The organism is Streptomyces yokosukanensis (assembly GCF_001514035.1).
GTDB lineage: Bacteria > Actinomycetota > Actinomycetes > Streptomycetales > Streptomycetaceae > Streptomyces > Streptomyces yokosukanensis.
Genome location: NZ_KQ948228.1, coordinates 73,102 through 92,246, shown reverse-complemented (window position 1 = coordinate 92,246; position 19,145 = coordinate 73,102). Strand labels below are relative to the sequence as shown.

17 protein-coding genes are annotated in these 19,145 nt (G+C 71.9%); 11 read left to right on the top strand and 6 right to left on the bottom strand.

Features of this window, described 5'->3' with window-relative positions; translation table 11 throughout:
- Positions 1-126: 126 nt before the first annotated feature.
- A complete protein-coding gene (locus tag AQI95_RS38365) occupies positions 127-1,299 on the bottom strand; it encodes a carboxylate-amine ligase (RefSeq protein ID WP_159056651.1) in 1,173 nt (390 codons plus the stop codon).
- Between the two features lie 489 nt (positions 1,300-1,788).
- Between AQI95_RS38365 and AQI95_RS38360 the strand changes: the two genes are divergently transcribed.
- The 3 genes from AQI95_RS38360 to AQI95_RS38350 all read left to right on the top strand — a co-directional run bounded on the left by AQI95_RS38360 (position 1,789) and on the right by AQI95_RS38350 (position 7,074).
- Positions 1,789-4,164, top strand: coding sequence for an ArnT family glycosyltransferase (locus AQI95_RS38360; protein WP_067135219.1), 2,376 nt, complete (start codon positions 1,789-1,791; stop codon positions 4,162-4,164).
- 111 nt (positions 4,165-4,275) lie between these two features.
- The gene (locus AQI95_RS38355) at positions 4,276-4,491 is read left to right on the top strand and encodes a DUF4177 domain-containing protein (protein WP_067135141.1); all 216 of its coding nucleotides are present in this window, start codon (positions 4,276-4,278) and stop codon (positions 4,489-4,491) included.
- A 147-nt stretch (positions 4,492-4,638) separates the two neighbouring features.
- A complete protein-coding gene (locus AQI95_RS38350) occupies positions 4,639-7,074 on the top strand; it encodes a SpoIIE family protein phosphatase (RefSeq protein ID WP_079071799.1) in 2,436 nt (811 codons plus the stop codon).
- Positions 7,075-7,092: 18 nt separating this feature from the next.
- On the opposite strand, the gene AQI95_RS38345 is transcribed toward AQI95_RS38350, so the two are convergent.
- Positions 7,093-7,440 carry a DUF1330 domain-containing protein gene (locus tag AQI95_RS38345; protein ID WP_067135139.1) on the bottom strand — a complete coding sequence of 116 codons (348 nt, stop codon included), beginning with the start codon at positions 7,438-7,440 and terminating at the stop codon, positions 7,093-7,095.
- A 133-nt stretch (positions 7,441-7,573) separates the two neighbouring features.
- Positions 7,574-8,461, bottom strand: coding sequence for an alpha/beta fold hydrolase (locus AQI95_RS38340; RefSeq protein ID WP_067135137.1), 888 nt, complete (start codon positions 8,459-8,461; stop codon positions 7,574-7,576).
- A 470-nt stretch (positions 8,462-8,931) separates the two neighbouring features.
- On the opposite strand from AQI95_RS38340, the gene AQI95_RS38335 reads away from it, so the two are divergent.
- Positions 8,932-9,168 carry a hypothetical protein gene (locus AQI95_RS38335; RefSeq protein ID WP_067135135.1) on the top strand — a complete coding sequence of 79 codons (237 nt, stop codon included), beginning with the start codon at positions 8,932-8,934 and terminating at the stop codon, positions 9,166-9,168.
- Here the strand turns inward: AQI95_RS38335 and AQI95_RS38330 are convergent.
- Positions 9,155-9,772, bottom strand: a complete 618-nt coding sequence (locus tag AQI95_RS38330) for a TOPRIM nucleotidyl transferase/hydrolase domain-containing protein (protein WP_067135133.1) — start codon at positions 9,770-9,772, stop codon at positions 9,155-9,157. The genes AQI95_RS38335 and AQI95_RS38330 overlap by 14 nt on opposite strands.
- Positions 9,773-9,953: 181 nt before the next feature.
- On the opposite strand from AQI95_RS38330, the gene AQI95_RS38325 reads away from it, so the two are divergent.
- The 3 genes from AQI95_RS38325 to AQI95_RS38315 are packed head-to-tail and all read left to right on the top strand — an operon-like array spanning position 9,954 to position 12,104.
- A complete protein-coding gene (locus AQI95_RS38325) occupies positions 9,954-10,484 on the top strand; it encodes a winged helix-turn-helix transcriptional regulator (RefSeq protein WP_067135131.1) in 531 nt (176 codons plus the stop codon).
- Between the two features lie 55 nt (positions 10,485-10,539).
- A complete protein-coding gene (locus AQI95_RS38320) occupies positions 10,540-11,046 on the top strand; it encodes an SRPBCC family protein (protein ID WP_067135129.1) in 507 nt (168 codons plus the stop codon).
- Positions 11,046-12,104, top strand: coding sequence for an LLM class flavin-dependent oxidoreductase (locus AQI95_RS38315; protein WP_067135127.1), 1,059 nt, complete (start codon positions 11,046-11,048; stop codon positions 12,102-12,104). The genes AQI95_RS38320 and AQI95_RS38315 overlap by 1 nt, the downstream gene beginning before the upstream one ends.
- 124 nt (positions 12,105-12,228) lie before the next feature.
- Here AQI95_RS38315 and AQI95_RS38310 read toward each other — a convergent pair whose 3' ends face one another.
- Positions 12,229-12,972: an SDR family NAD(P)-dependent oxidoreductase gene (locus AQI95_RS38310; RefSeq protein WP_067135125.1), complete on the bottom strand. Its 744-nt coding sequence runs from the start codon at positions 12,970-12,972 to the stop codon at positions 12,229-12,231.
- Between the two features lie 36 nt (positions 12,973-13,008).
- Positions 13,009-13,674 carry a VC0807 family protein gene (locus AQI95_RS38305; protein ID WP_159056650.1) on the bottom strand — a complete coding sequence of 222 codons (666 nt, stop codon included), beginning with the start codon at positions 13,672-13,674 and terminating at the stop codon, positions 13,009-13,011.
- Between the two features lie 223 nt (positions 13,675-13,897).
- Between AQI95_RS38305 and AQI95_RS38300 the strand changes: the two genes are divergently transcribed.
- From AQI95_RS38300 to AQI95_RS38285, 4 genes are all read left to right on the top strand, one after another.
- Complete coding sequence (locus AQI95_RS38300; protein WP_067135121.1) at positions 13,898-15,211, top strand: sensor histidine kinase; 1,314 nt, start codon at positions 13,898-13,900, stop codon at positions 15,209-15,211.
- Entirely contained in the window at positions 15,151-15,807 is a 657-nt protein-coding gene (locus tag AQI95_RS38295) for a response regulator transcription factor (RefSeq protein WP_067135119.1), read from the top strand. The genes AQI95_RS38300 and AQI95_RS38295 overlap by 61 nt, the downstream gene beginning before the upstream one ends.
- Positions 15,808-15,944: 137 nt before the next feature.
- The gene (locus AQI95_RS38290) at positions 15,945-17,096 is read left to right on the top strand and encodes an ROK family transcriptional regulator (RefSeq protein ID WP_067135117.1); all 1,152 of its coding nucleotides are present in this window, start codon (positions 15,945-15,947) and stop codon (positions 17,094-17,096) included.
- Between the two features lie 161 nt (positions 17,097-17,257).
- Positions 17,258-19,144 (top strand): alpha-galactosidase D, encoded by a 1,887-nt coding sequence (locus AQI95_RS38285; protein ID WP_067135115.1) that lies wholly within the window; start codon positions 17,258-17,260, stop codon positions 19,142-19,144.
- Position 19,145 lies beyond the last annotated feature (1 nt).

Here is a 19,145-nt window from a genome sequence, read left to right as displayed (position 1 = left end):
CGGCCTCGCGGTGAGCGGGAGCGGTCACGAACACGGACACGGACACGGACACGGCATCTGGACCGCGAAAGTCGGTCGGACGGCCGGTCGGACAGTCGGCCGGACAGTCGGCTGGTCGGCGCGGAATCACGAAGGCAGCTCGACGGCGAGGTCGTCCACCACGGCCCGCAGGCCGTCCTCGTGCTGCCGCGCGATACGCCTCTGCCGCGCGGCCCCGGACCCCTGGAGCTGGACGTCGCTCAGCCAGTCGCTGACACGCTGGTCGTCACCGTGCCGGCTGAGCTGCGGCTCGACCCGCTTCCACAGTTCCTCGATCAGCCGGCTGACGGCCATGGGTGCGCAGTCGCGGGCGTGGGTGCCGGGCAGGGTGCCGGTCGGACCGTGCCGAGCAGCCTGCCAGCTGGCCGCCCGCAACAGCAGGTCGGGGACCTCGGGCGCTCGTTCGCCGGCGCGTACCGCCTCGACGGCGTTGCCCACGAGGGCGCGGACGAGCAGCGCGTAGGCGGTGGTGGTCCGCGCGTCGGGCATCACGTCCGCGACGCGTGCCTCGATGGTGGGAAGGTGTGCCGAGGGTCGGATGTGCCAGTAGAGCATGGCCGGATCCATCGCCGCTCCGCTCGCCACGAGCTGGTCGACCATCCATTCGTAATGGGCGACGCCTCGCAGGTAGGGCGGAGGTCCGGCCGAGGGCCACCGGCTCCAGACCATCGAGCGCCAGCTCGCGTAACCGGTGTCCGCCCCGTCGCAGTAGGGCGAGTTGGCCGTGAGAGCCAGCAGAAGGGGCATCCAGCCCCGCAGGTGGTTGACCGTCTGTATCGCTTCTTCTTTGTCGGCCACGCCGATGTGCACATGGCAGGAGTTCACGCCCTGCCCGTGGACCACGGGCCCGAAGCGGCGCACAAGGGCGCGGTAACGTGCCTGGTCGAGGAGGGGCGGTGGGCCGGGACGGCCGAGGACCGCCATGCCGCTGGGCACCAGCAGGCAGTCGTGCTCGGCCGCTGCGGCAGCCGCACCGGTGCGTAATCGCAGGATCTCCGACTCCAGTTCGGCCGCGGTACGGCACACCGCGCTGACGGTCTCCACCTGGGACTGCGACAGCTCGGGAGTGACGTGCGGCCCGCCGAGGTGGGCACGAGCGGCGCCCACGACGGAGACCGCCCTGTACACGACCGACCTGCTGTGCCGGTCCGCCAGGACGAACTCCTCCTCCACCCCGACCGTCAGCGGTGCGGTCGCCTCCGATGGGAGCCCGGGTCCGCCGGCGACGGCAGGAGTCACGGCATCAAACGGCTCTGGCACGTCCAGCCCCTTCCGAAGAGACATGGGACACCGACATCCACCTGTCACGGACTCTGTGCGGCTCGCGATCACTGCACACGCTCGAGCGCATGGACCACTCCCTGCCGAACAACGGGTGGGAAGGGCCATGCTGGGGCTTCGGCGAGGTCGCTGCAAGCGGTTGCCCGGCCACCATCGGACCGCGTAGCGCGCCCGTGACCCGCGTGGCCGCCGTGGCCCGGCCCGCCGGAGGTGCACACGGGGAGGGAGAAGGTCCGAGAAGGTCCCGTGGCGGCACGACGCGGGCATCACGACGCGAATATCCAGAAACCTGTGCATCGACTGTCCGTCTTCTGTGTACGGCACAATTGTGCGGCAGGCAATGCGGAGCACTTCCAGGATTTAAGGCAGGGCAAGGCCAGTAAAGGATCTCCCTCGATCCGACAAGAATTTCCTTGAAAGCCGCTGCTTCTTCCTGACGGGCTCCGGCGGTACCGAAGAATGCCGGTCATGGCTACGACAGTTCTCAGGCCGGCGGCCTCCCGCCGCACCCTTCGCCTCGCTCCCTGGAGGTCGCCGGCGGACCAGCCCGGATACGTGCGTCCGACACTGCTGGTCATCACCATGCTCGCGGCGGTGCTGTACACATGGGGTATCGAGCACAGTCAATATCACACGTTTTACGCGACCGCCGCACGCAGCATGACGGAGAGCTGGAAGGCTTTCCTCTACGGCTCTTTCGACCCTGGGAACTCCATCACCCTGGACAAGTTGCCGGGATTCCTCTGGCCCCAGGCAATTTCCGCCCGTGTCTTCGGATTTCATCCGTGGGCGCTGGTCCTCCCCCAGGTCCTGGAGGGGGTGGCGAGCCTGCTGGTCCTGCACCGCGTGGTGAACCGCTGGGCCGGTGCCCATGCGGCGCTGATCGCCGACGCGGCGTTCTTGGTGACCCCGGTGGCCGTGGGGCTGTTCCGCACCGCCGTCGAGGATCCCGCCTTCACACTCTGTGTGCTGTTGGCGGCCGAGGCGACCCAACGCGCGGCCATGAGCGGCCGGTTGCGCCCCTTGGTGATCGCCGGTGTGTGGGTCGGCGTCGGCTTCCAGGCCAAGATGCTGGAGGCATGGGCGGTGCTGCCGGCGCTCGCCCTCGTCCACCTGATCTCGGCGCCGATCGCGCTGCGCAGGCGGCTGGCGCATCTCGTACTGTCCGCCGTGGCGATGACCGCCGTGTCGGCCTCCTGGATGCTCGCGGTCACGCTCGTCCCGGCCCAGGACCGGCCCTATGTGGATGGCACCACCAACAACTCGGCGTTCAGCATGGTGGTCGGCTACAACTTCCTGAACCGTTTCTCGTCCCTCGGCATCACCGCTGCTTCCACCGGCAGCGTGAGTTCCACGCAGGGCGGCGGAGGCGGCGGTCCGCAGAGCCGGGCGGCGGGCGCGACCGGCGGGGCAGGCGGCGTCGTAGGCGGCCGGACCGGCCGAAGTGACCGGACCGACCGCACCGCTCCCCGTGGTTCTGCCGGGGCGAGCGGGCCCCAGGGCGTGCGGCAGGCCCGGGACCGTGCACCGGGGCGGGCGGCAGGAGCCGCGCCCGGTGCCCTGGGCGGGTTCCGCACCGGTGGCGGCCGGGGAGGTGGACAGGACGGCTGGTCGAAGATGTTCGACGCGTCGCTGGCCTCGCAGACCGGCTGGCTGTATCCGATGGGTGCTTTCGCCGGCGTCTGCGGCCTCCTGTGGCGCCGCGGCAAGCCGCGCACCGACGGGTTGCGCGCCGGGTTCGTCCTGTGGGGCGCCTGGCTGACCACGTACTTCCTGGTCTTCAGCGCCGGCAGCGTCGGCGGCCACACCTATTACATGGGCGTCATCGCGGTTCCCCTCGCCGCGCTCACCGGTGGCGGCGTCGCCGTGCTGTGGCGGGCGTACCGGGCGGGCGGCCCTCGCGCCTGGGCGCTGCCCGGTGCGGTGGCCGCGACGGCGGCGTGGAGCGCGTACGTCGCCGGCAGGTTCCCCTCGTTCCTGCCGTGGCTGGCGCCCGTGGTGGGCGTGCTCGGTCTCGCCGCCGTCGTGCTGCTGGCGCTGGCCCGGCCGGGCCGTGGCACGTCCGCCGGCGGTACCGCCTCCGTCGGCCGACTCGCCCTGGCCGGTCTGGCCGTGTCCCTCGTGGCGATGCTCCTCGCACCGGGTTCATGGGCGGCGCAGGTGCTGAGCCCCTCGTACCGGGACTCGGGGATGGGCGCGGTCGGCCCGTCCGGCATGAGCCGCGGCCACGGTTCCGTGATGCCGGCAGGCGCTCGGACCGGGCGGACGGCGTGGTCGGGCGGGACGCAGCGCGGCCGAGCGGCAGGAACCGAAGGGGCCCCCGGCTTCGGCGGCTTCAGCGCCTTCGGAGGTTACGGCGGCCTCGGAGGCCACGGCGTCTCCAGGGGGCAGGGCGGTGCCGGCGCGAGCGGCGAACTCACCGCTGATCAGCGGAAGTTGCTGGCCTACACGTCGGCCCGCCGCGGATCGGCGACGTACGTGTTCGCCACGACGAACTGGAACGGCGCGGCTCCGTACATCCTCTCCACCGGGGCCCATGTGCTGCCGCTCGGCGGCTTCAGCGGCAAGGTGCCCTTCCCGAGCCCGGAACAGTTCCGGCGGCTGGTCGACTCCGGCAGGCTGACGTACGTACTGCTGGGCGGCGCGGGGCGCGGTGGCGGCGGTGGCGGCATGGTCGGTTCGGCCGGGGCGGCCACGACGGCCACTGCGCACATCACCTCGTGGGTCCGGTCCTCCTGCCGGCTCGTCCCCGACGCCGTCTTCGGCGCCGCCTCCGGCTCCTCCGGTCATGGTGAGGCCGACCCCGTCGAGCAGGCTCTGTACCGGTGCGGTCCCGGCCGGTGACGGTGCCTTCACCCCTACGTCCTTCTGTCTTCTGTCGCGGGGCTCGGTGATGGTTAGCTTGCCCCGGTCGTCGGACCACCACCCGCCCGGCAGTCAGGAGGACTTCGCCCCATGAGCAACGGCTACGCGTACGAGTACAAGGTCGTCACCTTCCGTGAGTCGCTGATCGGCGACGCGCTGGACAGCGACAAGCTGGAGAAGGTTCTGAACAAGCACGCCGAGGACGGCTGGGGCCTCAAGGCCATCACCGCCGCCGACGTGAAGGGCCGCATAGGCCCCGGAGCCGTGGAAGGACTGCTGCTGACCTTCGAGCGCCCGCGCGCGTAACGCCCGCAGCCGGCCGGCGGCCGCAGTGGCCCACCCGAGTGAGCCGCTGCGGCCTGCGCGGATGCCGGGGCCGTCGGCCCGAGGACACTCCCGGGTCCATGTGAGACCGTGGTGTCAGGAATCCCGCCTGCGGATGCGGCAGACACCATGGATCTCAGAGATCTTGCCGACATGCACCAGGGCGACCCGTTCGGCATCACGTCTGCCGCAGTCGCCCTCGTGGACGTACACGGCCTGATTCGCCACTGGAGCCGGACGGCGGAAGACCTTCTCGGGTATCCGGCGTCGCGTGTGCTGGGGCGGGCCGCGGCCTCGCTCCTGACGAGCAAGGACTCACCGGCGTCGGCGCTGGCCGCGGCGCAGCGGACCGGAGATGGCTGGGAGGGCTTGGTCACCCTGCGTCACTGTGCGGGACACCCGGTCGACCTGGCCGTACGAGCGTGTCCGCTGCGCGCGGAGCACGGCTCCGTGTGGCTCGCCGTGGCGTGCGGGGTCGAGGACTCGCACCAGTGGGAACTGGATCAGGCGGTGGTGCGCGGTCTCCTGGAGGAGTCACCGATCGGCATCGCCGTCCTGGACAGCGACCTGCGCTTCCAGTGGGTGAACAAGGTGCTGGTCGCCATGGAGGGGCTGCCCGTCCACCTCGGTGCCCACTCCACGTCCACGGCCCCCGGGCCGGAGCAGGTGCCGTCGGCCGTGGACTGGCAGGCGCGCCAGGCCCTGTCCTCGGGGCGCGTCACGCCGGCCGTGGAGCACGTGCCGCCCGCGCACGGCAGGTCCCGCCGGAACTCGCACGGCCACCTCAGGCTCCGTTCGTCGTTCCCGCTGAAGGACCTCGACGGCAAGTCGCTCGGGGTGTGTCACACCGCCGTCGACTTCACCGCCCAGGACCGGGCACGGGAGCGGCTCGCCCTGGTCAACGAGGCGGCGCAGCGGATCGGCACCACCCTCGACCTCGACCGCACGGTGCGGGAACTGGCCGAGGTCGTCGTGCCGCAGCTCGCCGACTTCGTGGCGATCGACCTCTTCCAGGGCGTCCTCGGGGCCGGGGACCTCGCCCCGGGACCGGTCACCGGTGGCACGCTGCGGCGGGCGGCGCATCTGTCGATCCACGAGGAGCAGCCGGAGGCGATCGTTCCCGTCGGGGAGCCCACCGGATACCCGGCGCAGTCACCGCAGCAGCGCTGCCTGGCCACGGGCCGGCCGATCCTCGATCCGGTGCTGGATCCGACGACGTGGTGGCTGGCCGGTGATCCGCGGCGCCTGTCCAGACTCGTGCGGCTCGGTGTGCACACGCACCTGGTCGTGCCGCTGCGGGCGCGCGGCACGACCATGGGGGTGGTCACCCTCCTGCGCTGGGAGAACCCCAACCCGTTCGACGAGGACGACCTGCTGCTGGTGGAGGAGCTGGTGGCCAGGGCGGCGGTGTGCGTGGACAACGCCCGGCGTTTCCTGCGCGAGCACAACGCGGCCCTCGCCCTGCAGACCAGCCTGCTGCCCCCCGATCTGCCCGAGCACTGCGCCGTCGACGTCGCCTACCGCTATCTGCCGACCGACGCGGAGGCCGGTGTGGGCGGCGACTGGTTCGACGTCATCCCGCTCTCCGGTGCCCGCGTCGCCCTGGTCGTGGGCGATGTCGTCGGCCATGGCATCCACGCCGCGGCGAGCATGGGCCGGCTGCGGGCGGCCGTACAGACCCTCGCCGATCTGGACCTGCCCCCGGACGAACTGCTCGCCCATGTCGACGACCTCGTCCTGCGCCTCGCGGACGAGGCCGAAGCGGCCACGGACGGGCCGATCGTGATCGGCGCGACCTGCGTCTACGCGGTCTACGACCCCATCTCGCGCAGGCTCACCGTGGCGCGTGCCGGACACCCCACACCCGCCATCGCCCGCCTCAGCGAGCCGGTGGAACTGCCCGACATCCCCGCCGGCCCCCCGCTGGGACTGGGGGGTCTGCCCTTCGAGTCGGCCGAGATCGAGCTGGAGGAGGGCAGCGTCGTCGCCCTCTACACCGACGGCCTGATCGAGGCCTCGGACCGCGATGTCGACATCGGCTTCGAGCGTCTCTGCTTCGCGCTCGCCCACCCCGACCGGCCGCTGGAGGAGATCTGCGACACCATGGTGCGCATTCTGCTGCCGGACCATCCGCACGACGACGTCGCCTTCCTCGTCGCCCGGACGCGCGCCCTGGCCCCGGACCGCGTCGCCTCCTGGGAGGTGCCCGCCGAGGCCCGCGCGGTGCACGATGCGCGGGACAACACCGCGCGGCAGCTGGCCGCGTGGGGTCTGCAGGACATCGCCTTCACCACCGAGCTGATCGTGAGCGAACTGATCACCAACGCCATCACGCATGCCGGCGGACCGATCAGCCTGCGTCTGATCCACGAACGGTGTCTCATCTGCGAGGTGTCGGACGCCAGCAACACCTCGCCCCATCTGCGCCGTGCCCGCAACACCGACGAGGGCGGGCGAGGCCTCTTCCTGGTCGCGCAGATCGCCCAGCGCTGGGGCACGCGGTACACCGAGACGGGCAAGACCATCTGGGCGGAGCAGCAGTTGCCGACCGACGCCGGCGGCTGACGGGCCGCCTGTCGCTCGTCAGCGGACGTCGAGCGCCTCCAGCATGGTCCGTGCGGTGGCGTTCGCGTCGTAGTCCTCTCCGACGCCCGGCACCAGGATGATGTCGCCGTCGATGTGCCGTGACCGCAGGGGCGCGATGGCCTGGTAGGCGTCGGAGTCCCACCATGCGCGCGCCCGGTCGAACGACGGGAAGCCGATCACGACGATGTGGCCGGGCCATGTGCCCTCCTTCACCTCGTGCGCGGCGCCGTGGACGAGGAAGCGTCCGCCGTACGGTTCGAAGGTGTCGGTGATGCGCGCGATGTACTCGGCGATCTCCGGGTGCGGTGCGGCTTCCTGCAGGTGGGCGATGGCGTAGGCGGACATGGTGGCATCCTTCCGGCTGGGCGGGCTGCTGATGTCCACGATCCTGTCACCGGGGCGCCGCTGCGGTCGATGACGTGTCAGGTAATCACCGTGGGGCGCGCGGTGAGCGGTGCGGTGATCCGGTGGGGCCGGATCACCGGGTGCCGAGGAAGCGTTCGAGGTGTGCGGCGACCTCGTCCGGCGCCTCCACCTGCGGATAGTGGCCGACGGCGGGCGGTCCGGCGAGTTCGATGACGGTGGCGGACGGCATGCGCTGCCGGATCCGGGGCAGCACATGGGCACCGCTGATCGGGTCGGCGGGTCCCCAGAGGAACAGGGTGGGGCCCGAGTAGCCCTCCAGGGCCGGGATCCAGCGCGCCTGATGGGTGCGCCGCTCGTCGATGTAGCGCAGCAGCCGCGGGGCCAGCAGGCGGCCCCCGTCCTGGCGGATGCTCTCCCACATGGTATGCAGATCGTCGTCCGGGACGTCCCTGCCGAGGATCTGGCGCATCGTCATGCGGAAGCCGCGTTCGGTGACGGCGTACGCGAGCAGCGGGCCGAACGGGCCGTGGAGCAGCCGCTGTACGCGCACGGGCCGGTGCAGGTCCGGGTAGAGGCCGCCGTTGAGCCAGGCCATGCGGGTGATCCGGTCGGGAGCGCGGGCGAGGAGTTCCTGGGCCACGCTGACGCCGTAGTCGTGGGCGACCAGTGCCGTGTCGCCGATGCCGAGACGGCGCCAGACGTCCTGTGCCAGGTCGGCCTGCTCCAGCACGGAGTAGGGGTGCCGGCGGGGTTTGTCGCTGTGTCCGAAGCCGAGCAGGTCGAAGGTGGTGACCCGGTGCCCTCGTGCCGCCAGCCGGGGCACGATCAGGGACCAGTCGTGGGAGGAGGTGGGGAAGCCGTGCACGAGGGTCACGGGCGGGCCGGCGGTGGGACCGTCCTGGCGGACGAACAGCGTGTGGTCTCCGGTGCGCCCGTGCACGGTGATCCTGCTGCCTCCGGATGCCCAATGCGTGCCGGAGGGCAGGGTGTTCCGGGTCATCGGCGTGCCTCTCGTGTCGCGGTCACGCCGTCCAGGAGTACGGCGCCGACGACGTAGTGCGTGACGGTCAGATGGATGCGTACGGCGCTGTCGGCGGGCCGGCCCGCCTCGGTCGGCAGCGCGAGTCCGCGTTCGCGGGCGCGCGGGGCGTGGGGGCCGAGGAGGTGACCCCGCGTCAGCAGGTGCAGGCAGTGCGCGGTGTACGAGCAGGACGCGGCGGCACATGAAGCGTGAGGCAGGGAACACGGGCATGGCGTCGCGGACGCACCGCACGCCCGCCCGACGCCGGGCGGACTACGCGTCCACCGGACGCACTTTATGCGTCCGGTGGACGCCTCTCAAGCACGGGCCGCCTCCCGGTCGACGTTCCCGCGCCGACTCATGGGCGGAGCGGGCGCGGGGCGGGTGCGGATCAGCCGGCGAAGACCCTGCCCTGCTTGACGACGTAGTGCGCCGGCCCGGAACAGCCGATGGACGGTGTGATCAGCAGGCTCACGGTGAGCGGCGCGGGCTCCGTGCTCGCGGTGGAGAACTGGCAGACGGCACCGCTGCCGGTGAGCGGGCACCGTACGGCGATGAAGACCGGTCACCCGGCGCCAAGGTTGTACGGCGGTCGTTTTGTCGCCGACGCTCCGGTCGGTGCGGATCCACTGGTGATCGCCGGTGGCGTCGGCGAACCGGCGCCCTCCGCCGTCACAGGCTCGTGAGCAGGCCGTCGAGCGGGGCGGGTACGCGCTCGGGGTCGAGGGCCTCCACCAGGACACGGCCGTAGTGGATCTTGCGCCCCTTCTTCGTGCCGAGGAAGCGGCGCATCTGCTGCTGTGCGGTGCGGCCCTGCTGTGCCGGCTGGTGCAGGAAGGTCCGCAGGGCGCGCACGTCGCCCTCCGCCCGGACGAGTTCCTCCACCCGCGCGACGCCCAGCGCGCGGATGAGTTCGTCCTCCAGATCCGCCGCGCAGACGAAGAACCCTCGCGCTGCCGCACCGGCCCGCTCCAGGCCGCGAGCGTAGTAGGGGCGCTCCGCCTCGTCGCACAGTCCCGTGAGAGGGAGCCCAAGGCCAGGCGGTCCCAGCAGGCGGGCGAAGCGTCCGACGTTCATCGCACCGCCCATCGGCAGGACGCAGACTCCTTCGGCCGCGAGGTCCCGGCCGCGGCGCGCGGCCAGTGCGTCGACCGCCGCCGCGTCGCTCGGCCCTTCCAGCAGGACGGCGGTCCGCACGGCGAGCCGCAAGGCCAGCTCGTGCGCGGGGTCACCGGGGCCACCGGCCGCCCATGCGGTGACCGCCTGCCGGAACGCCCCCATGTCAGCCATGGGACGAGCGTCCGCCCTTTCCGCCCGCTCGGCCAGCGAATATCCGTCGGCGCGCGGACAGTGGCCGAGCGGCGCAGCCCGGCGGCGGCCCGGCGTTCGCCCTCGATCGGGAGTCCCGCCCTTCACTCAAAGGAAATTCCATCTGCTGAGTCTCTTCGTGAGACTGCCTATCATCGGAGACATGAAACGGACGTCGTTCGCCAACTGGCCGTGCTCCATCGCCCGCACCCTCGACCTGCTGGGTGACCACTGGACGCCCCTCGTCGTACGGGAGGCGTTCTACGGCATCCGCCGCTTCGACGAGTTCCAGCAGGAGTTGGGCATCGCGCGCAACACCCTGACCGACCGGCTGCGCCGCCTGGTGGACGAGGGGGTCCTGGAGAAGCGGCTCTACGACAGCGAGCCACCGCGCTACGACTACGTCCTCACGGAGATGGGCCGCGACCTGTTCACGGTGCTGGCCGCGATGTCCAGATGGGGCGACCGATGGCTGGCCGGCGAGGAGGGCGTCCCGGTGGTCTTCCATCACGACGCGTGCGGCCACGACACCACGGCCGAGGTGGTGTGCTCCGTCTGCCGAAAGCCCCTGGCGGCCCAGGAGACCTCGATGCGGATGGGCCCCGGCTATCCCGAGCGGCTCGCACGCCGGCCGGATGTGGTGCGCCGATTCGGTACGGCCCGACCGGGGCCGTCCGGCCCCCTTGACAGGTGAGTCTCATAAAGCAACTCTGGAGGTCACACCCCTTACGGCGAGGAGGCCTGCGGACGTGGAGTGGACGGGCGCGCGCTACGCGGACAAACCCACGGTCGAGGTGGGGACCTGGATCGACGCCCCACCGGAGCGGGTGTGGGCACTGGTCAGCGACGTCACCCTGATGCCGGGCATGAGCGGGGAACTCCGGTCCGTCGCCTGGCTCGACGGTGCGGACGGTCCGGCCGTGGGCGCCCGGTTCGTCGGCCACAGCGGGCACGAGGCGCTCGGCGCATGGTCGACGACCTCGCACGTCATCGAGTGCGAACCGGGGCGGGTCTTCGCCTGGGCGGTGCAGGACCCCGCGAACCCCTCCGCGATCTGGCGCTTCCGCCTTCGGCCGGAGAACGGCGGGACGGCACTGTCGGAGTGGATGCAGCTGGGCCCGGGGCGCTCGGGGCTGTCGGCCGCCATCGACCGGATGCCGGACAAGGAGCAGAAGATCGTGTTCGTACGACTGCGTGAGTTCGAGCGGAACATCGCCTCGACGCTCGGGCACATCAAGAAGCGGGCGGAGGCGTGATGCGTACGGCCACCACGGTCGAGGCCTCGGGCAGCGAGAACTGGACCCAGCAGGCGGACTTCGTCGTCGAGGCGGAGAAGCTGGGCCTGGACATCTGCTGGGTGGCCGAGGCCTGGGGCTCCGACGCTCCCTCCGCGCTGGGCTACTACGCCGCCCGCACCGACCGCATGCTTCTGGGATCCGGTGTCATACAGCTGGGCACCCGCACCCCCGCCGCCGTCGCGCAGACCGCCATCACGCTGTCGAACCTCTCGGGCGGCCGCTTCCTGCTCGGTCTCGGAGCCTCGGGCCCGCAGGTGATGGAGGGGCTGCACGGGGTGCCGTTCGCCCGGCCGCTGCGCCGTATGCGGGAGACCGTCGAGATCGTCCGGCAGCTGTTCGACGGCGGCAGACTCGCCTACTCCGGGAGGGAGTTCACCATCCCCCTGCCCGACGGCGACGCGGTTCCGATGCGGCTGTCGACGCGCGCCGAGCATCGGATCCCGCTGTACCTGGCCGCTCTGTCACCGGCCATGCTGCGTCTGACCGGGGAAGTCGCCGACGGCTGGCTGGGCACCAGTTTCGTTCCCGAGGGCGCGGACGGCGCCTACTTCGCCCACCTCGACGACGGCCTGTCCCGCCGCGGCCGCACACGCGGCGACCTGGACATCTGCCAGGGCGCCGAGGTCGCCTTCGCGTCCGACGAGGAGGCCCTCGGCGCGATGACCGCGCGGCGCAAGAAGGAGCTGGCCTTCAGCCTGGGCGGGATGGGCTCGGCGTCCACCAACTTCTACAACAACGCCTACAGCCGCCAGGGTTGGGCCGAGGTCGCCGCCGAGGTGCGCGAGCGCTGGCAGGCGGGTGACCGGGAGAGCGCGGCGGCACTGGTGACCGACGACATGGTCCTGGGCACGACGCTGATCGGTACCGAAGCCATGGTCCGCGAACGGCTCCGGGTGTGGCGCGCCGCCGGTGTCGACACGGTGCGCCTGTACCCGGCGGGCAACACCCTGGAAGCCCGGCTCGGCACCTTGGCACGGGCGATCGAGCTGGTGCGCGAGGTCGACCGCACCTCGTGAGCGCCGCCGCCCGAGGGCCCGTGCCGCGCCGGGCGCCCGGCGGGCCGGCCGAGGCGAGCAGGACGTCCGCGGTGCTCGCCGGCACCGCGAGGTCCAGGCGGGCGACCAGGTCGCCGCACGGCCCTCAGGCGTCGGCGCGCGCCAGGTCGAGCCGCGGGAAGGCCACGGGCTCCGGGGCGCGGCCCGCCTGCAGCACATAGGCCTGCCCCACCTCCTCGCCCGCCGCGATCTCGGCGACCGACGCCGCGATCTCGGCGGGATCCGCCAGGGCGAAGCCCTCACCGACGATGTGGTCGATCGCCTCCGGCGGCAGGATCGGCGTACGGACGAAGCCCGGGCAGATCGCGTTGATCCGCACCCCCTGCGCCTGCCACGGCGGGGCCAGCGAGCGGACCAGGCCGATCACGCCGTACTTGGTCGCCGCGTACACCGGGTCGAAGGGCGCCATGCCGACCCCGGCCATGCTGGACGTCACCACCAGCGAGCCCCCGCCGTGCGCGGCCAGCACCGGCAGGGCCGCGTGCAGCCCGAACATCACACCGTGCAGGTTCACCGTGAGCACCCGGTGCTGCCGCGCCGCGTCGTAGTCGTCCCGGCCGAAGCCGCCGCCGTCGCCGATCCCGGCGTTCAGGTGGACGAAGTCCAGCCCGCCGTAGGCCTCCACGGCGGCGGCGACCAGCGCGAGGTTGTCCTCCTCCCGCGTGGTGTCGGTACGGACGAACAGCCCGCCCACCTCCTCGGCGACGGCCGTACCGCCCGCCACGTCGATGTCCGCCACGACCACCTGCGCACCGAGCCGGCCGAAGTGCCGCGCCACCGCGGCACCGATCCCGCTCGCCGCCCCCGTGACCACTACCACCCGCGTCATGATCCCGCTCCTGCGTCTTCGGTCCCGATGGCTCTCTCAGGCGGCCGTCGCCGCGGCCTCGCCGTGAATGACGGCGACACGCGCCGGGTTGCGCCCGTAGCGACGGCTCACGATCTCCAGGGCCACGAACAGCGCCACGTACTGGAGCGTGGTCACCAGCATCACCGAGTCGACGGGCAGCGTGTACGCGAGCATCACCCGCACCGCCGAGTCCAGCAGCAGACCCATGCCCCAGACCGCCGTCAGCAGCCGCATCACATGACGGAAGGTGGGCGAGGCCTGCCAGTTGTGTTCCAGCTCCGCGCGCTTCTTCCCCTTCGCCACCGAAAGGACGATCCGGTAGATGATCGGCTGTCCGCGCAGCGTCGCGAGGAACACCAGCCCGACGATCCCCGTCATCCAGCCGTCCTTGGCGAACATGAACCGCGGGCTGCCGGTCACCGCCGACAGCGCCGCGCCCAGGGCCACCATGGTCAGCACCAGGATGCCCAGCATCCCGACGCGCCGCTCCCGCACCACGGTCAGCAGCGCCTCCACCAGGGGCGGAACGGCACTCGCCAGCACCGCCCACCACAGGTCGACCCCGGCCGCCCGCAAGCCGTAGAACACGGCCAGTGGCCCGACGACGTTCAGCGCCAGACTCTGCAGCAGCGGCCCGTTCGACGCCCTCTCGTGCTTGTTCACACCACGTGTCCCCGTCATGTCCCTCACCTTGGTCCCCGGTCCGTGATCGGTGTCCGTTCCTGTTGCCTTCGACGCTACGGAGCTGCGGGAACGCGCACATTGGGCCCAGACGCCGACGCCGGGTGGGGCTGGCCCCACCCCCGGGCGGGCCCCGGCCCCACCGTGTCCGGCCTCCGGTCGCGTCACACTGGTGAACCGGTTCAGGTGAGGAACCGCGCGACCCTTTCGGGAGGCTGCCCCCATGACCACGACCGCCGGACGCGTCACCGGCACCGCCCTGCGCCGCTTCGGGCGGCGGCACCGGGAGCTGGGGTACTGCTGGGCGGTCGGCTGGTGCAGCCCCGCGGCCCTGGTGATGCTGTTGGTGTGTCTGCCGGCGAGCCTTCTCACGGACGGCGACCCCGACCGGGGCCTGCTGCGCGCGAGGCGCAAGCTGACCGACATGTACCGCAAGGTGCCCGGACGCTTCGGCGGCAGCGCCATCGTGCGCCCCCATCTGCGCGACCGACCGCCGCGCGAGGACCCGGCCACCCGCCGCGACCTCGCCTTTCTCGCGCTGGAGTCGCTCATCGGGCCGGTGCTGCTGCTCGGGCCCGGCGCGCTCGTGTGGTACGGCCTCTTCGGGCTGCTGGCTCCGGGCATCGCCACGCTCCTCGGCAGCCGGGGCGGCCTGCCCCAGGGCACGGTGCTCGACTCGCCGGCCGTGGCGCTGCCGGCCGGCCTCGCGCTCTACTACGCCGGGCTGCGGCTGGCCGGCCCCGCCTCCCGGCTGCACAGCCGTCGCTGGCTGCCGTTGCTGCTCGGGCCCGCCCCGTCCGTGGCCGTCGAGGTGGAGCGCCGTCGGCTGGCCGAGCGCGTCGAGGAACTGACCGAGACCCGCGCCGCGGCCGTGGACAGCCGCGAGGCGGAACTGCGGCGCATCGAACGCGACCTGCACGACGGTGCGCAGGCCCGGCTGGTGGCCATGGGCCTCGCCCTCGGTGCCCTGGAGACACTGATGGACACCGACCCGGACCGGGCGCGCGAGCTGGTGCGCCAGACACGCGAGAACTCGGCGCGCGCCCTGACCGAACTGCGTGGCCTGGTCCGGGGCATCCACCCGCCGGTGCTCGCCGAGCGCGGGCTGGTGGACGCGCTGCGTGCGCTCGCCCTGGACGCCCCGCTGGAGGCGGAGGTCGATGCCGACGGGCTGGCGGGCCGTGCGGAGGGGCCGATCGAGGCGGCGCTGTACTTCGCCGTCGCCGAGCTGCTGACCAATGCCGCCCGGCACGGGGACGCGACGCACGCCCGCATCCAGCTGAGCCACACCGGCCGAGTGCTGCGCTGCGCGGTCCGGGACGACGGGTGCGGGGGCGCCCACGAGGAGGACGGGCCGGTGCTCGGGGCGGGCGGCAGCGGCCTGCGGGGCATCCGCCGCCGCCTGTCGGCCTTCGACGGTAGCATCGCCATCCAGAGCCCGGTCGGAGGGCCGACCCTGGTGACGATGGAGCTGCCTTGCGTGTTGTCCTCGCCGAAGACCTCTTCCTCCTCCGGGAAGGGCTCTGCACCCTCCTGACGGCGCACGGCTTCACCATTGCCGCCGCCGTGGCCAGCGGGCCGGAGCTGCGCCGCGCGCTGGCCGAGGAGGAACTGGACGTCGCCGTGGTGGACGTGCGGCTGCCGCCCACCTTCACCGACGAGGGCCTGCAGGCGGCACTGGAGGCCCGCCGCAGCCGGCCGGGGCTGCCGGTGCTCGTGCTCTCGCAGCACGTCGAGCAGTTGTACGCCCGCGAGTTGCTGGCCGACGGCTCGGGCGGTGTCGGCTATCTGCTCAAGGACCGGGTGCTCGGCGCCGCGGAGTTCGTCGAGGCCGTACGCCGCGTGGCGGACGGCGGCACCGCCATGGACCCCGAGGTCGTGGCGAAACTGCTCGGCGGCCGCCGCCGCGACGATCCCCTCGCCGCGCTCACGCCGCGTGAGCGTGAGGTGCTGGCGCTGATGGCCGAGGGCTACTCGAACACCGCCATCGCCACCCGGCTGTTCGTCAGCGAGAGCGCCGTCGGCAAGCACTCCGCGAACATCTTCGGCAAGCTGGGCATCACCGCCTCCGAGGAGACCAACCGTCGGGTACAGGCCGTGCTGACCTACCTGAACGGGTCTGCCACCCCCTGACGTCTGCCTTCTGTGGTCCACGGCAACTCGGCCTCGGTGCCTCTGATTTCCAGGCGACGTGCGGTCGACTCATGCCCTTGCAAAGGGGTATGCGCAATTCATTGACAGCGAAAAAGAACCTCTCTAAGTTTCCGGCCATGCGCTCGGCCGCCTCCTCGGTTTTCACCACCCTGCTCTCCCACGGCCCCCTCACTCGGGCCGAGGTGGGGCGCCGCACCAGCCTCTCCCCGGCCGCCGTCACCAAGGCGGTGCGCCCGCTGATGCGGCTCGGCTACCTGGTCGAGGGCGAGGACGAGGAGGCGCGGCCCGCGGTGGGACGCCCCGCCAACCTGGTGTGGGTGGACGGGGGGAGGGCGCTGTTCATCGGGATCAAGGTGACCGGCGACGAGATCATCGCCGTACTGACCGACCTGCGTTGCCGTATCCGGCTGGTCCGGCACGTACCGCTCACCGGCCGGGAGCCGTGGACGGTGCTCCCCGCCCTCGCCGCGCTGGTGCGGGAGTTGCTCACCGAGGCCGACGGATTCGGTGTGCGGGTCGAAGGGCTGGGCATCGCGATCGCGGGGGACGTGGACCGCGCCGGCGGTGTGGTCCGCTACTCCCCCTTCCTGGGGTGGCGGGACGTGCCCCTCGCCGACATCGCCGCGACGGAGACGGGCCTGCCGGTCACGGTCGACAACGACGTACGGGCGCTCACGGTCGCCGAGCACTGGTTCGGAGCCGGTGTCGGTCTCTCGGACTTCGCCCTGGTGACCGTGGGCGCCGGAATCGGCTGCGGTCTCGTGGTGCACGGACAGGTGGTGTCCGGCGCGCACGGCGTGGCCGGCGAGATCGGGCACCTGCCCATCGACCCGCTCGGCCCGCTGTGCCACTGCGGCAACCGGGGGTGCGTGGAGGCGATCGCGTCGGATCCGGCGATCCTGCGCGCGGTCCGCGCCGCCACCGACAGGCCGGTGACCGACGCCGCCGACGCACTGGCTCTGGCCCACGGCGGAGACCCGGGTGTCACAGGGGTCTACGCACGGGCCGGTGAAGCCATCGGCCAGGCCATCGGAGTTCTGGTGAACATCCTCGGTCCCGAGCGGGTGATCATCTCCGGGGAGGGCCTGGCAGCCTACGACCTGGTCGCCGAGGGCGTCCGGGGCGCGTTCGCGGCGTCCGCGTTCGGCACCGCCTCGCAGTGCGACGTGACGACCCGCCCCCTGCCCTTCGCGGAGTGGGCGCGGGGGGCCGCGGCCACCGCCATCCAGTCGTTCATGGGATCGGGCATGTGGGAGGAGCCTCGATGAACCATCGGCTCGGGCGGCGGCCGAGCCGCCGGTCCGGCGCCCCGGCCGCCTCTCCCCCGCGCCCTGCACCGCACGTCCGTTCTCCCGTCCGCCGCCGACGCCCCTGCCCCACCGGTGTCACCGCACGTTTCCGCTGACCTCACCCCTGGAGGCGACCACCCATGCGGTCATCCCCGTACAGAGCCCTGCGCGGAGCCCTCCCCGGCCGCCCGCGCCGCACCGTCAGAGCGACACTGGTCCTGGCCGTCGCGGCCGGACTCGCCACAGCGGTCCCGGCCGCCGCCGGACCGGCCATGGCCGTGGCTCCCAAGTCCCTGGATTCCGCCACCGGTTCAGGCGCTTCGGCCGCGAGCACACCCGACTCCGCCCCACCCATCGCGGCCAAGCCGTACATGGGCTGGTCCAGTTGGAGCATGCAGTCGTCCCACTACCCGGGCCTGAACCCGAACGGCGACTACAGCTATCTCACCGAGGCGAACGTCCTGAAGCAGACGGACGCGCTCGCGACCACGCTGAAGAAGTACGGCTACGACCACGTCAACATCGATGCCGGCTGGTGGATGGACAGTTCCTGGACATCGGAGTTCGACCGGTACGGCCGGCAGACGCCCGACCCGGTGCGCTTCCCGCACGGCATGAAGGCGGTCGCCGACCACATCCACGCCAAGGGGCTCAAGGCCGGCATCTACCTGCCCGTCGGTCTGGAGAAGGGCGCGTACGGCGCGGGCAAGGTACCGGTCCGCGACGCCCCCGGCTGCACCACCGCGGACGTCGTCTACCCGGACCTGCGCACCACCAACGGCTGGGACAGCGCCTACAAGCTGGACTTCGGCAAGCCCTGCGCCCAGAAGTACATCGACTCACAGGCGCGGATGCTCGCGGACTGGGGGTTCGACTTCCTCAAGCTGGACGGTGTGGGCCCCGGCTCCTCCAAGTCCGGTGACAACTACGACAACGTCGCGGACGTCGCCGCCTGGCACCGGGCCATCGCCGCCACCGGCCGCCCGATCCACCTGGAGATCTCCTGGTCGCTCGACATCGGGCACGCCGCCGACTGGAAGACGTACTCCAACGGCTGGCGCATCGACACCGACGTCGAGTGCTACTGCGACACCCTGGTCACGTGGGAGAACTCGGTCGACGACCGGTGGAACGACGCCCCCGCGTGGAGCCATGAGGCGGGCCCCGGCGGCTGGAACGACCTGGACGCGATCGACGTCGGCAACGGGGCGATGGACGGCCTCACCCGCGCCGAACGGCAGAGCTACATGACCCTGTGGGCGATCAGCAAGTCACCGCTGTTCACCGGGGACGACCTCACCCAGCTGGACGGCTACGGCCTCTCCCTGCTGACGAACCAGGAGGTCATCGGCGTCGACCAGAGCGACTCCCCCGTCGCGCGCCCGGTCACCCCGATGGGCGACCAGCAGGTCTGGGGAACCGAGAACCCCGACGGCAGTTACACCGTGGCGCTGTTCAACCTCGGCGCCTCGGCGTCCTCGGTGACCGCCGACTGGGCCTCCTTCGGCTTCACCGGCTCGGCCTCCGTGCGCGATCTGTGGAACCACCAGAACCTCGGCACGTACAAGAAGAGGATCACCGCGACGCTGCCCGCCCACGGTTCACGGCTCTTCACCGTGAGGCCGGGCGGCGGACGGCTCGCGACCACCGGCTACGAGGCCGAGTCCGCCGACAACACCCTGACCGGCAACGCCTCGGTCGCCGGATGCGACTCCTGCTCGGGCGGCAAGAAGGTCGGCAACCTCTACCTGGGCGGCAAGCTGCAGTTCAACGACGTCACGGTCAGGAAGGACGGCATCTACACCGTCGGCGTCGCCTACGTCAGCGGCGACTCCCGCTCGGTGACCGTCTCCTCCGACAGCGGCAACGGCACCAGTGTGAAGTTCCCCTCCACGGGCGACTGGGGCACGGTCGACACCGTCAGCGTCCAGCTGGCCCTGAAGGCGGGCTCCAACACCATCACGTTCGACAGCGGCTCGGGCTACGCACCTGACATCGACAGGATCGACGTACCCAAGTCCCTCTGAC

Bases quoted from the DNA above. Each gene is read 5' to 3' on its own strand.
- AQI95_RS38315 (WP_067135127.1), top strand. From the start codon at position 11,046: ATGCGTACGGCCACCACGGTCGAGGCCTCGGGCAGCGAGAACTGGACC.
- AQI95_RS38290 (WP_067135117.1), top strand. From the start codon at position 15,945: ATGCGCTCGGCCGCCTCCTCGGTTTTCACCACCCTGCTCTCCCACGGC.
- AQI95_RS38285 (WP_067135115.1), top strand. From the start codon at position 17,258: ATGCGGTCATCCCCGTACAGAGCCCTGCGCGGAGCCCTCCCCGGCCGC.
- AQI95_RS38355 (WP_067135141.1), top strand. From the start codon at position 4,276: ATGAGCAACGGCTACGCGTACGAGTACAAGGTCGTCACCTTCCGTGAG.
- AQI95_RS38345 (WP_067135139.1), bottom strand. From the start codon at position 7,440: ATGTCCGCCTACGCCATCGCCCACCTGCAGGAAGCCGCACCGCACCCG.
- AQI95_RS38325 (WP_067135131.1), top strand. From the start codon at position 9,954: ATGAAACGGACGTCGTTCGCCAACTGGCCGTGCTCCATCGCCCGCACC.
- AQI95_RS38310 (WP_067135125.1), bottom strand. From the start codon at position 12,972: ATGACGCGGGTGGTAGTGGTCACGGGGGCGGCGAGCGGGATCGGTGCC.
- AQI95_RS38335 (WP_067135135.1), top strand. From the start codon at position 8,932: ATGGACGGTGTGATCAGCAGGCTCACGGTGAGCGGCGCGGGCTCCGTG.
- AQI95_RS38300 (WP_067135121.1), top strand. From the start codon at position 13,898: ATGACCACGACCGCCGGACGCGTCACCGGCACCGCCCTGCGCCGCTTC.
- AQI95_RS38350 (WP_079071799.1), top strand. From the start codon at position 4,639: ATGGATCTCAGAGATCTTGCCGACATGCACCAGGGCGACCCGTTCGGC.
- AQI95_RS38340 (WP_067135137.1), bottom strand. From the start codon at position 8,461: ATGACCCGGAACACCCTGCCCTCCGGCACGCATTGGGCATCCGGAGGC.
- AQI95_RS38305 (WP_159056650.1), bottom strand. From the start codon at position 13,674: ATGACGGGGACACGTGGTGTGAACAAGCACGAGAGGGCGTCGAACGGG.
- AQI95_RS38360 (WP_067135219.1), top strand. From the start codon at position 1,789: ATGGCTACGACAGTTCTCAGGCCGGCGGCCTCCCGCCGCACCCTTCGC.
- AQI95_RS38330 (WP_067135133.1), bottom strand. From the start codon at position 9,772: ATGGCTGACATGGGGGCGTTCCGGCAGGCGGTCACCGCATGGGCGGCC.